Raw genomic sequence first — 11827 nt, forward strand, 5'->3', positions numbered from 1 at the left:
GCGGCGCCGCCGGAGCCCGCGATCTGCAGCAGCTCCGCGTCGGAAAACGAGTTGCCGTGGACATGGAGCGTGCCCGGCTCGAGCAGTCGATGCTGTGCCCGCCTGTCAGGTACTCCATAAAAGCTTTTTAAAAAGCTATCAGTGAAGCGACTATCCTGCAAGGGTGACAATTGACCCGGCCGATGCACTGATCGCCGCCTGGCGCGCGGAGCTACCCGACGTGCTCTACCCGACCTCGGAGCTGACCAAGCGCACCATGCTGCTGGCGGCGCGCCTCGACGAGGCGACCCGGCGCGAACTGCCGGAGCTCGGGCTGACCGCCGCCGAATTCGACATCCTGGTGTCGCTGCGGCGCTCGGGAAACCCCTACAAACTCAAGCCGAACCAGCTCGCGAGCGGCCTCATGCTCTCGACCGGCGGCACGAGCAACGTCGTCAACCGGCTCGTCCGGCTCGGCCTGGTCGAACGGGAGCCCGATCCCGATGACCGCCGCAGCACGCTCATCGGGCTCACGCCCAAAGGGGTCGCCCTAGCGGAGCAGGCCGTGCGCGCCATCGCGCAGGCGCACGCCGATGTCTTCGCGGGCGTCCCGGACGAGGTCGTCACCGCGGCCACCGATGCCCTGCGCGACCTGTTCGCGGCCATGAAGCGCCGACCCGGCAACCGCGGCGAGCGGGGAAGAAGACCAAGCCGCGCAGCCTAACCCTCCCCAGCGGCTCTCGCGGCCACCGCCCACACGTCTGCAATGCGGAGCAACAGTGCGGCAGCGCCCTCCGTCAATGCGTCAGCGACCACGCATTTGTCTCATCGCCCCTTTGGGCGGCCTGAACTCCTTGGGCAGCTGGCCCTTCGGCAGCGTGGGCCGGGCGGTCAGGGCCTTCAGCGCGCGGTCGAGCTGGTTGACCTCCTTGCCCGACAGGTTGCGCGGCAGCTTGAGCAGCGTCATGCGCAGCTTGCGGATGCCGACCTGGCCCTCCTCGTTGCCGATGATGTAGTCGTAGAGCGGGGCGTCGCCGATCACCTTGCCCAGGCGGCGCTTCTGCTCGCCGAGCATTCCGCGCAGGCGGGCGGGGTTGCCCTCGGCCAGCAGGATGACGCCGGGCCGGCCGATCACGAGGTGCACGACGTCCATCTGCGTGGTGGCAGACAGCGGCTTCTCGATGTTGATCCGCCAGTCACCCCGCATCTGGCTCACGAGATGGGCCGCCGCACCGGGCTGGCCCTCCATCGAATTCATCATCGCCGCGTTGGAGCGAAGATTGAGCACAATCAATAGCGCGAGCAGCGCCAGCATGATGCCGAGCGGGATCGTCAGCAGGCCCCAGTCGGTCAGCAGATAGACCGCCACGGTCACTGCCAGCGGGATGAGCACCGCGCCCGCCGCCAGCGGCATGAACCACCGGTCCTGCTTCGCGGTGAACTTGAAGACCATGCCGATCTGCTTCAGCCGCGTGATGAAGCTGACCTTCTCCTCCTGGGACTTTGCCATAACGCGAGTCTAATTGCCGCCCCCACCCCAACCGCCGCCCCGCCTCCCCTTCCGCGTTGATCATTAACTTACGTCCACGGCTCGGCGGCGTGTCATTTCCGAAACTTCATGATCGGCGTCCCGGCATCGCCGTTGGTTGATCATGAGACTATTGCCGCGACAAGCCGCCGAACATGGACTTATGCTCATGATCGACGCGAAAGAAAGGGTGGATCAGCTGACGGCGATGGCGCGCGCGTCGAGGGCCTGCTTGTACAGGCGACCGGCGCGGTAAGAGGAGCGGACCAGTGGGCCGGACATGACGCCCGCGAACCCGATCTGCTCGGCCAGCTCGCGCAGCTGCACGAACTCCTCCGGCTTGACCCAGCGCTCGACCGGGTGGTGCTTGGCGCTCGGCCGCAGGTATTGCGTGATGGTGATCAGCTCGCACCCTGCCGCGTGCAGGTCGCGCAGCGCCTGCTCGATCTCGTGCCGCTCCTCGCCCAGCCCCAGGATCAGGTTGGACTTGGTGACCAGACCGGCCTCGCGGGCCTGGGTCAGCACGTTGAGCGACCGCTCGTATCGAAACGCGGGCCGGATGCGCTTGAAGATGCGCGGCACTGTCTCGACGTTGTGCGCCAGCACCTCGGGCCGCGATCCGAACACCTCGCTCAACTGCGTCGGGTCGGCGTTGAAGTCGGGAATCAGCAGCTCGACCCCGCACCCGGGCACGAGCGCGTGGATCTGGCGGACAGTCTCGGCGTAGAGCCAGGCCCCGCCGTCGGGCAGGTCGTCGCGTGCCACGCCGGTCACCGTGGCATAGCGCAGGCCCATCGTCTTGACCGACTCGGCCACCCGCCGGGGCTCGTCGGCGTCGAACTCGGCCGGGCGCCCCGTGTCGATCTGGCAGAAGTCGCACCGGCGCGTGCACTGGTCTCCGCCGATGAGGAAGGTGGCCTCGCGATCCTCCCAACACTCGTAAATGTTGGGGCAGCCCGCCTCCTGGCAGACCGTGTGCAGGCCCTCGCGCTTCACCAGCCCGTGCAGCGCGGTGTATTCGGGACCCATCCGGGCCTTCACCTTGATCCAATCGGGCTTGCGCTCGATCGGCGTCTCGGCGTTGCGTGCCTCGATGCGAAGCAGGCGCCGACCCTCCGGTGCGATGGTCATAAGGCTCAGCGTACGTCTGACGCTCTTTAATGGCTTTCGCAGGCGGGTATGATGCCCACAACAGCCCGTCTACCAGGCGAGTCGTGGTGTGACGCCCATGACAGCGACCCTGTTGAATGCGGCTGGAGAGGCCCGCCCCCGCGAAACGGGTGGCGGGCGAAGGTGTGGTGGCACCGCGAGCCTCCCAACTCGCCCACACCCCCTTGGGGATGGCGTTGCGAGTGACTGAGGAGGAAAACCCATGCAACGCATCCTGTCCCGTGAGCTCGCCCTGCACGTGGGCGAGCGGGTGACGATCGCCGGCTGGCTGCACCGCCGCCGTGAGCTCAAATCCGTATCGTTTCTGATCCTGCGCGACCGCGCGGGCCTGGCCCAGGTCGTCTTGGCACCGGGCGCCGAACTGCCGCCCGAGGAAACCGTGGTCGAGATCAGCGGACTGGTCACGGCCAACGAGATCGCCCCCGGCGGGGCCGAACTGGTCGAGCCGGAGATCCGGCAGCTGACCGACCCGGCCCAGACTCCCTTCGAGATCTTCCGCCCCAGCCTGGGCCCCACCCTGCCCACCCAACTGGACCATGCCCCGCTCTCGCTGCGGCACGCCACCCGAAAAGACGCGCTCACGATGACGGCGGAGCTGACGCGTGCCTTCCGCGAATCCTTGCGTCGCAAGGACTTCACCGAGATCTTCACCCCGAAGATCGTCGAGTCGGCGACCGAGTCGGGTGCGAACGTGTTCGCCCTCGACTACTTCGGCCGTCCCGCGTACCTGGCCCAGTCACCCCAGTTCTACAAGCAGCTCATGGTCGGGGTCTTGGAGCGCGTCTACGAGGTGGGCCCGGTGTTCCGGGCCGAGCCCCACGACACGACTCGCCACCTGGCCCAGTACACCTCACTCGACGCCGAGATGGGCTTCATCACCGACCACCGCGACGTGATGCGCGTCCTGCGCGACGTGGTCGCCGACATGGCCGCGGCCGTGTCGGACATCGAAGTGCCACAAGACATCCCGACCGTGGAATTCTCCGAGGTGGCGCAAGGCGACGACCTGTCGCCCGCCGACGAGCGATCCATAGGGGAGTGGGCCAAGCGGGAACACGGCAGCGACTTCGTGTTCGTGACCGGATATCCGATGACCAAGCGCCCGTTCTACACCCACCCCGACCCGTCAAAACCGGGCTACTCCAACGGGTTCGACCTCCTCTTCCGGGGCGTCGAACTGGTGACCGGTGGCCAGCGGCTGCATCGCTACGACGACTACGTCAAGGCGCTGGCCGAGCGCGGTGAGGCGCTCGAACCCGTGCGGTCCTATGTGGAGTCGTTCAAGCTCGGCTTCCCGCCGCACGGCGGCTTCGCCATCGGGCTCGAACGCTTCGTGGCCCGCCTCACCGGCGCGGCCAACGTCCGCGAGGTCACGGCCTTCCCGAGGGACCTGCACCGCCTTACACCGTGACGATCGCCGGGAGGTGGCGCTCGACGATCGGTAGCACCTCGTCGACCGTCACCTCCCGGCCAAGCTCCAGCGAGAGTGACGTGGCGGTCGCGTCCTTGATGCCGCAGGGCACGATGCGGTCGAAGTAGCTCATGTCGGGGTTGCAGTTGAGCGAGAAGCCGTGCAGGCTCACGCCCCGCGCCACCCGGATGCCGATGGCCGCGACCTTGCGGTCCGGATCGCGCAGCCAAACCCCCGACTTTCCCTTGATGCGCTGCGTCTGCAGGCCCAGCTCCGCACAAACATCTATAAGCATCTTCTCGGTACGGCGCACGTGCGCCACGACGTCGGCGAGCCCACCGCGCCGGACCGGCAGCTTGATGATCGGATAGCCGACCAGCTGCCCGGGGCCGTGCCAGGTGATCCGCCCGCCCCGGTCGGTCTCGACCACGGGGGTGCTGCCGTCCATCGGCCGCTCCCATGGCTCGGTGAGTTTGCCCGCCGTGTAGACGGGCGGGTGCTCAAGCAGAAGCACGGTGTCGGGCGAACTGCCCTCGACGACACCGGCGTGCAGCCGCCGCTGCTCATCCCAGGCCGTCAGATAGTCGACCAAACCTGCGCGCACCACGGTCAACGGGACTGTCGTAGTCACGCTCAAACAGTACGCCAGGCGGGCATGTGGCCCGGCTCACGATCCGCTAGGGTATGCGTCGAGCGGAGCCTTGTGAAAGCATTCACAAATAGTGGCAGTGGATGACAGGAGGGGCACCGCCGTGACCATGACGCACCTCAGGACACCGGACAGGGTGACCGAGCCGAAGGCCAAAACCCCTTGGTGGCGCTGGGCTTTACCGGCCCTCGGGGTGGTGGTGTGGCTCGCGCTCGCAGGCGCGATGAGCGGGCCCGCCGGCAAAACCGCCGAAGTGCAGAAGAACGACAACGCGGCGTTCCTGCCCAAGTCGGCCGAGGCCACCGAGGTGCTTGAGCTCAACAAGCGGTTCGTGGATCGGGAGGTCACCCCGACGCTGCTCATCTACGGCCGTGAGTCGGGCCTGACCGACGCCGACAAGGCGACCATCGCCGGTCACGTCGAAGAGATCAGCGCCCACTTTGGACAGACGCTCGTGCTCGCGGGAGCGCCCGACATCTCCGACGATGGGAAGGCCGCCCAGATCCTGCTGCTCTTCGACGGTACCGACTCGAAGAAAATCGCCGTACACATCGACTGGCTCCGGGAGCACATCCGCCCCGGAGGCGGCCTGGAGGCCCACGTCGGCGGGGTTGGCGGGATCATGACGGACCTGATGAAGGTGTTCGAGTCCATCGACGGGCTGCTGCTCGGCGTCACCGTCGGCATCATCCTGCTCATCCTGCTCGTCGTGTACCGCAGCCCGCTGCTCCCGCTGGTCGTGCTGTTCTGCGCCGGGCTGGCCTACACGCTGGCCAACGGGGTCGTTTATCTGCTCGCCCGCGAGGGCGTCATCGATGTGTCCGGCCAGAGCCAGGCGATCCTCAACGTGCTCGTGCTCGGGGCCGCGACCGACTACGCGATGCTGCTCGTGTCCCGGTTCCGCGAGGAGCTGCGCGGCACGCGCAGCCGGTTCGACGCGATCCGCGTTGCCCTGCGCGCGTCGTTCGAGCCGATCCTCGCCAGCGGGGCCACCGTCATCCTGGGTCTGATGTGCCTGCTCGTGTCGGACCTGTCGTCCAACAAGGGCCTCGGCCCGGTCGGCGCGATCGGCATCGCGGCCAGCCTTGCCGTGTCACTCACGCTCCTGCCCGCCGTCCTCGCGCTCTGCGGCCGGGTGCTCTTCTGGCCGTTCCGCCCGCTGCACGGATCGCCGACCAAGGAGGAGTCGGGCATCTGGGCCCGCGTGGCGCGCCTCGTAGGCAAACGGGCCCGCATCGTCTGGATCGCCACGATGCTGTTCCTGCTCGCGGGCGTCGCGGGACTGTCGCGTTTGGACGCCGACGGGATCCCGCAGATCGAGTCGTTCACCACCCGCACCGACTCCGTCGCCGCGCAGGAGCTGATCAACGCCCACTTCCCGGGCGGCATCGGCTCGCCCGCCGAAGTCGTTGTCGGGCAGGACAAGCTCGACGAAACCCTCCGCATCGTCGGCCAGACCGAGGGCGTGGCAAGCGCCGTGCCCTACACCGGTTCGTTCATTCCCAACCAGCCGCCCAAGGTCGTCGACGGGCTCGTGCGCATCGACGCGACGCTCAACGACCCGGCCGACAGCGACGCGGCCATCGAAACCGTGAAACGCTTGCGCGCCAACGTGCACCCGCTCGACGCGAAAGTTGGCGGGTTCACCGCGATCAACCACGACGTGCAGTCCACGTCGCAGCGCGACCGTACGGTCATCATCCCGCTCGTGCTCGCGGTCATCTTCCTCATCCTCACCGTGCTGCTACGCTCGCTCATCGCGCCGCTGGTGCTCATTGCGACCGTTGTGCTTTCCTATCTGGCGACGCTGGGCATCTCGGGCTACGTTTTCACCGATCTGCTCGGCATGCCCGGAGCTGACTCCTCGTACCCCCTCTTCGCCTTTGTCTTCCTGGTGGCGCTCGGCGTTGACTACAACATCTTCTTGATGACGCGGGTGCGGGAAGAGGCGGGCAAGCTTGGACATTTTTCCGGTACCCTGAAAGGCCTCTCGGTGACCGGCGGAGTCATCACCTCCGCGGGCATCGTGCTCGCCGCCACGTTCGCCGCGCTGGCCGTGCTGCCCATCGTCTTCGTGGCCCAGATCGCCTTCGCGGTCGCCTTCGGCGTGCTGCTCGACACGCTCGTCGTGCGCTCGCTGCTGGTCCCGGCCCTCTCGGTCGACATCGGCCGGTTCATCTGGTGGCCGGGGCGGCTGCGCAAGACCGCGCCGTAGGAGTAGAATCCATCGCGTAGCCGATCCTTCCGCGGATTGATCGGAAGTGAAGCCGAGGCACCTGGGGGAGACCCGGGCCCTCGGCTTCGCGTTTACTCAAGACGCAGCGGGATCGTCTCCACGATGCCGTCCAGCGGCCGGATATACCTATCATCGTTGTCCCAGTGTGCCGCGCCCGCAGCCCCGGCAACGATGTCTGCCATCCAGAGCAGCGGCTCATCCTCGGCGTGCACAAACTCCACGCGCAGATCCGGCGCAAGAACTCGTTGCGCACGCCACGCGGCGATCGCGGCGTTATCGGCCTTGTTTTGACGCGGACGACGTGCGTCCAGCCAGACCTCGCTTACGCCCACTTCCTGTAACGCCCACAGCAACTGCCGAAGCCGAGGCGGCGACCTCTTTCTTGCCGCGCGGTATCAAGCCCGCCACCGACCACAACGATGTGCAGCGAATCGAGTCCGCACAGCATTTCGACAGCCCGCCGACGATCCCGGGGATCTGCCTCATACCAGTGGAACGGGCGTTTGCCGTGCCTCAGATCGTTCATGGCCGCACGCAGATCAGGCGCGTATGCCTGGTCGAAAAACGGTGCTGCCATGACGTAGATGCCGGGGCCGCCGCCTCGATGCCGCATCGACTCGTCCCCGACGGCCAGTTGGTTCACGCCGCGCACTGTATCGCTTAGTCAACAGGGTTACGCGGTTATCCACATGAGACAGACATCACCTCCGCTCTCGCACCTGGGCGAGGGCCGCGGCTGCTGACGGGGTCAACGGCGAGGGCAGGTTGTCCAGGTCGTACCAGCCGATCGACGAGATCTCCCCCGGGACCCCAACGGCCGGCTCGCCTTCGGCCCGGTCACACGCGAAGACATAGGCTCGATAACGCCGCCCGGTCCCCGGATAGACGAGGTCTTCGACGCTGAGCAGCTCCGCCGCCGACACCATGAGACCGGTCTCCTCGCGAACCTCACGAACGGCCGCCTGCTCAGGTGTTTCACCAGGTTCCACCTGCCCGCCCGGCAGGCCGAACAATCGCAGCCCATATGCTTGGCGGACCAGCAGCACGCGCCCGCTGCTGTCCCTGATCAGCATCACGCTGGTTTCCCACTCCCACACGCCACAGATCCTGCCTCAGGCGTGCGACAGTTTGGATGGAGAGGAGGAACCGCATGAGATTGGCGCTGTTGCTTGTGCACACCGTGGTGGCGGCGATGTGGCTGGGGTCGATGGGCTACAGCCTGTTTGTGGTGCAGCCCAGGCTTTCCCGGCTGGCGGGCGGCGACGCGGTGCGCGTCGAGGAGTTGCATCGCGAGCTGGCGCAGGGCAATCGCCGGCCGGTCGTCGGGCTTATTGCCACGCTGTGGGTGACCGGCATCGCGCTCGTGCGAGACGTGACACCGCTGTTGGGCGTGAAGGCGGGCGCGCTGGCCGTGGCCACCGCGCTGTTCTGGTGGGTGTCATGGCGGGCCTGGCCGCGCCGGGTGTTCGCGCTGCCCGCCGAGCTACCCGCCCTGCAACGTCGGTTCAGGACGGTGGCCGTGCTCATGTTCGCGTTGGTGGGCCTGGCCTTTGCCGCCGGGGTGGTCACAGGGTCGGGATGACCGGGCGGATCGTGCCGTCGGCGTTGAACTCCATCCGGTCGATCGCGCTCTCGCGGTTGGTGCCGTTGCCGGCCGGCACGGCGAAGCGGTGATAGGCGATGTACCACGTGTCCGTGCCGGGTGCCCGCACCACCGAGTGATGCCCGGTGCCCTTGATGCCGAGCTCCAGCCGCTTCGCGAGCACGACACCCCGCTTCGTCCAAGGCCCGAACGGAGACGTGCCCGTCGCATACGCCACCTGATAGTTCTCGCTACGCGTGTCGTTCTCCGACCACATGAAGTAGTAGACCGCATTGCGCTTGAACACGAACGGCGCCTCGTTGTATCCGGCGGGAGTGTTCGTGCGCACGGCGGCCGTGTCAAACGACACCATGTCGGCGTTGAGCCGCACCGCATGCGCGCTGCCCTGCCCCCAGTACAGATAGGACTGCCCGTCGTCGTCCGTGAACACCATCGGATCGATCATCTGCCCCGGGTATTGGCCCGACCGCACCAGCGGCCGCCCGAGCGCATCCCGAAACGGCCCGGTCGGCGAGCCCGACACCGCGACCCCCAACTGCTTCGCCGTGTTGCCACTGGCCAGCCCACCACTGAAGTACAGGTAGTACTGCCCGTTCTTCGCCGCGACCGCCGGCGCCCAAGCGCTGTTGTCGGCCCACGAAACATCCGGCCCGTGGTCGAGGATCACGCCGTGGTCGGTCCAGTTGACCAGATCGGCCGACGAGAACGCCTTGTAGTAGGGCGAACCCCAGCCCTCATACCCATCCGTGGTCGGATAGAGATAGTAGCGCCCGTTGAAGTTGACGATGTGCGGGTCGGCGAAGAGACCCGGAATCACGGGGCCTTTATTGGCTTTCGGGGTCCACGGGGCCGCGACCCGAAACGAGCTGTCGGCGCGGAAGGTGGCCGTGTCCTGATACGTGTCGAGCCAGAGCGCGAGGTCGCGGTGCCGGATGCGCCGCTGCGGATAGTTGAACGACACGAACGAGACGGACCCGCTCACCGACCCGTCCACGACGCAGAAGGTGGCGTCGCTGCGGAACGTGGCCGTGCCCGTGTTGGCCTCCAGCCGCAGGCGCCAGTCGCGATGCCGCAGGAACATCCCGTTGGCCGCCTGGAACGAATAGCACGAGGGCGAGGCCAGCCCGTTGACCACCGTGAACGTGGCGTCCTGCTTGGTCTGCGCCGTGCTGCCGGCCGTCACCGGGTCGATCCGCCCGAGGTGGTCTGCGTGCCTGACGTATCGGCCAGGGTAGTTCACGGACTCAAACGATCGCGCTCCGGTCGGCATCGTGGCAGCATACGCCGGTGCTGCAGGCAGGCACGCGACCACCACGGCCAAGGAGACAACTATCGCTTTAAATGCCTGCCTGTTAGCGCTCACATCGACATACTGACTGCCTTCTCCCGCTTGCACAAGACCCTATGTGCTCGTTAACATCACGATTCCATGGATACCGCCGACGTCGCGCCGACCCCGCCCATGGGCTGGAACAGCTACGACTCATTCAGCTGGAACGTGACCGAGGCGCACGTCAAGGCGAACGCCGACCACATGGCCGCCCACCTCAAACACTATGGCTGGCAATACATCGTCGTCGACTGGGCCTGGTATTACCCTGGCAGCGGCACGGAAAGCCCCAACCAGGACGCCGCCCTCAATCCGCGGCTGCACCTGGACGCCAACGGCCGGATGCTGCCCGACCCGATCCGCTTTCCTTGCTCATCTGGTACCAACGGACTCAAGCCCTTGGCCGATTACGTGCACTCGCTCGGGCTGAGGTTCGGCATCCACCTGATGCGCGGCATCCCGCGCCAGGCCGTCACCGACAACGTGCCCATCCTGGGCACGAGCTATCGCGCCGCCGAAATCGCCAACGACACCACCGCCGCGTGGCTCAATCTCATGTGGGGCCTCGACATGGCGCACCCGGGCGCGCAGGCCTACCTGGACTCGCTGTTCGAGCTCTACGCGAGCTGGGGGGTGGACTTCGTGAAGGTGGACGACATCGCCGCCCCGACCTACCGGGAGTCCGAAGTGGACGGGTACCGGCTCGCGATCCGGCGCAGCGGGCGGCCGATGGTGCTCAGCCTGTCGCCTGGCCCGACCCCGCTGGCCAGCGGCGAGCACGTGGCCGCCAACGCCAACATGTGGCGCGTCGTCAACGACCTGTGGGACAACTGGGCCGATGTCGATGCACTCTTCGACAAGCTGCGCGACTGGACTCCGTACCGCACAATGAATTCCTGGCCCGACCCAGACATGATCCCCATCGGGCGGCTGTCGCAGCAGGGCCCCGTCGGCCCGCCGCGATACTCCAACCTCACGCCCGACGAGCAGCGCACGCTGATGACCCTGTGGTGCATCACGAGGTCGCCGCTCATGTGGGGCGGCGATCTGGTGGAAAATCGCGCTTCCGAGCTCGCCCTGATGACCAACGCCGCGGTCCTTGCCGTCAATCAGCGCAGTACCAACAACCGCGAGCTGCACGGCGGGCCGAGTTGCGTGTGGACGGCCGACGTGCCGGGCACCAACGACAAGTACGTAGCCCTGTTCAACCGGGGCTCGTCGATGGCCAACGTGTCCTGCACGCTCCCTGAGAAACAGGCGTTGGTGACCGACCTGTGGTCGGGCGCCGACCTCGGCACGGCCAACGGCACCTTCACCCGTACGCTCCCACCCCACGCCTCAGGCCTCTACCGCCTCACCCCTTCTCGTTGATCATGAACTCAAGTTCATGATCAACGAGAGGTGACCCGCCAGACCCAGACGTCGGCGATGCGTTCGGGTGGGCCCAGCAGGAGGGTGGTCGCGCGCAGCAGGGCCGGCTGGTTTGGTTCCCAGTGTGCGCCCGACACCGTGTCGGCCAGCACGACGATCTGCGCGTTCCAGTAGCGCAGGTCCTCGCGGGCCCGCTCCCGCTGCGCATCGCCGATCGGCGGGATCTGGCCCGTGCGAGCCACCTTTTCCAGCAGCTCCGCCGTTGGCCGCGGGATCGGACCGATCCGGCCGGCGCCGTCCGGGCCACCAGGCCCCAGAAAGAACCCCGCTGGGAGCCGGAACACGCGCCCCCCGCGAGCCAGCGCCGTTGCCTGCCATCGCTGCCCGTCCGGTACGAGGTCGTTGGGCAGCGGCACGGGCGCCACCACCCCCTCACCCTCCACATAGGACTCCCACACCCCCGCGGAGAAGAAATGCGGCACGGGCTCGCGATCGCGCGTGAGAAGGGGAATCGGCACGAGTGGCAGCAGCGCCACCGTGAACGCCGCGC

At 67.1% G+C, this 11827-nt stretch carries 12 protein-coding genes and 1 pseudogene; 5 read left to right on the forward strand and 8 right to left on the reverse strand.

Annotated features, from left to right (window positions below; all coding sequences use genetic code 11):
* Positions 1–163 precede the first annotated feature (163 nt).
* A complete protein-coding gene (locus tag DM816_RS34910) occupies positions 164–703 on the forward strand; it encodes a MarR family winged helix-turn-helix transcriptional regulator (protein WP_211588988.1) in 540 nt (179 codons plus the stop codon).
* 81 nt (positions 704–784) lie between these two features.
* On the opposite strand, the gene DM816_RS34915 is transcribed toward DM816_RS34910, so the two are convergent.
* Both DM816_RS34915 and lipA read right to left on the reverse strand, forming a co-directional pair.
* Entirely contained in the window at positions 785–1489 is a 705-nt protein-coding gene (locus DM816_RS34915; protein ID WP_117214727.1) for a DUF4191 domain-containing protein, read from the reverse strand.
* Positions 1490–1702: 213 nt separating this feature from the next.
* Positions 1703–2638, reverse strand: coding sequence for a lipoyl synthase (lipA, locus tag DM816_RS34920; RefSeq protein WP_117214728.1), 936 nt, complete (start codon positions 2636–2638; stop codon positions 1703–1705).
* A 241-nt stretch (positions 2639–2879) separates the two neighbouring features.
* Between lipA and DM816_RS34925 the strand changes: the two genes are divergently transcribed.
* Positions 2880–4088 carry an amino acid--tRNA ligase-related protein gene (locus tag DM816_RS34925; protein ID WP_117214729.1) on the forward strand — a complete coding sequence of 403 codons (1209 nt, stop codon included), beginning with the start codon at positions 2880–2882 and terminating at the stop codon, positions 4086–4088.
* On the opposite strand, the gene lipB is transcribed toward DM816_RS34925, so the two are convergent.
* On the reverse strand, positions 4078–4725 hold the full coding sequence (lipB, locus tag DM816_RS34930) for a lipoyl(octanoyl) transferase LipB (RefSeq protein ID WP_117214730.1): 648 nt from the start codon (positions 4723–4725) through the stop codon (positions 4078–4080). The two genes, DM816_RS34925 and lipB, sit on opposite strands and share 11 nt — an antisense overlap.
* A 235-nt stretch (positions 4726–4960) precedes the next feature.
* Between lipB and DM816_RS34935 the strand changes: the two genes are divergently transcribed.
* Complete coding sequence (locus DM816_RS34935) at positions 4961–6952, forward strand: MMPL family transporter (protein WP_246002537.1); 1992 nt, start codon at positions 4961–4963, stop codon at positions 6950–6952.
* 92 nt (positions 6953–7044) lie between these two features.
* On the opposite strand, the gene DM816_RS34940 is transcribed toward DM816_RS34935, so the two are convergent.
* The 3 genes from DM816_RS34940 to DM816_RS34950 are packed head-to-tail and all read right to left on the reverse strand — an operon-like array spanning position 7045 to position 8070.
* Positions 7045–7326, reverse strand: coding sequence for a hypothetical protein (locus tag DM816_RS34940; RefSeq protein ID WP_162908142.1), 282 nt, complete (start codon positions 7324–7326; stop codon positions 7045–7047).
* Positions 7296–7616 carry a hypothetical protein gene (locus DM816_RS34945; RefSeq protein WP_162908143.1) on the reverse strand — a complete coding sequence of 107 codons (321 nt, stop codon included), beginning with the start codon at positions 7614–7616 and terminating at the stop codon, positions 7296–7298. The genes DM816_RS34940 and DM816_RS34945 overlap by 31 nt, the downstream gene beginning before the upstream one ends.
* A gap of 58 nt (positions 7617–7674) precedes the next feature.
* Entirely contained in the window at positions 7675–8070 is a 396-nt protein-coding gene (locus DM816_RS34950; RefSeq protein ID WP_117214733.1) for an NUDIX hydrolase, read from the reverse strand.
* A 53-nt stretch (positions 8071–8123) separates the two neighbouring features.
* Between DM816_RS34950 and DM816_RS34955 the strand changes: the two genes are divergently transcribed.
* Positions 8124–8555: a hypothetical protein gene (locus tag DM816_RS34955; RefSeq protein WP_117214734.1), complete on the forward strand. Its 432-nt coding sequence runs from the start codon at positions 8124–8126 to the stop codon at positions 8553–8555.
* Here DM816_RS34955 and DM816_RS34960 read toward each other — a convergent pair.
* Positions 8539–9816, reverse strand: coding sequence for a family 43 glycosylhydrolase (locus DM816_RS34960; RefSeq protein ID WP_211588989.1), 1278 nt, complete (start codon positions 9814–9816; stop codon positions 8539–8541). The two genes, DM816_RS34955 and DM816_RS34960, sit on opposite strands and share 17 nt — an antisense overlap.
* Before the next feature lie 189 nt (positions 9817–10005).
* Here DM816_RS34960 and DM816_RS34965 point away from each other — a divergent pair, with 189 nt between their 5' ends.
* Complete coding sequence (locus DM816_RS34965) at positions 10006–11277, forward strand: alpha-galactosidase (RefSeq protein WP_117214735.1); 1272 nt, start codon at positions 10006–10008, stop codon at positions 11275–11277.
* A 20-nt stretch (positions 11278–11297) separates the two neighbouring features.
* On the opposite strand, the pseudogene DM816_RS34970 reads toward DM816_RS34965, so the two are convergent.
* Positions 11298–11827: pseudogene (locus tag DM816_RS34970) on the reverse strand (DUF2079 domain-containing protein); the annotation flags it as partial.

Source organism: Allorhizocola rhizosphaerae (genome assembly GCF_003426775.1).
In the GTDB taxonomy this organism is placed as follows: Bacteria; Actinomycetota; Actinomycetes; order Mycobacteriales; family Micromonosporaceae; genus Allorhizocola; species Allorhizocola rhizosphaerae.

Bases quoted from the DNA above. Each gene is read 5' to 3' on its own strand.
- DM816_RS34935 (WP_246002537.1), top strand. From the start codon at position 4,961: ATGAGCGGGCCCGCCGGCAAAACCGCCGAAGTGCAGAAGAACGACAAC.
- DM816_RS34925 (WP_117214729.1), top strand. From the start codon at position 2,880: ATGCAACGCATCCTGTCCCGTGAGCTCGCCCTGCACGTGGGCGAGCGG.
- DM816_RS34955 (WP_117214734.1), top strand. From the start codon at position 8,124: ATGAGATTGGCGCTGTTGCTTGTGCACACCGTGGTGGCGGCGATGTGG.
- lipA (WP_117214728.1), bottom strand. From the start codon at position 2,638: ATGACCATCGCACCGGAGGGTCGGCGCCTGCTTCGCATCGAGGCACGC.
- DM816_RS34965 (WP_117214735.1), top strand. From the start codon at position 10,006: ATGGATACCGCCGACGTCGCGCCGACCCCGCCCATGGGCTGGAACAGC.
- DM816_RS34915 (WP_117214727.1), bottom strand. From the start codon at position 1,489: ATGGCAAAGTCCCAGGAGGAGAAGGTCAGCTTCATCACGCGGCTGAAG.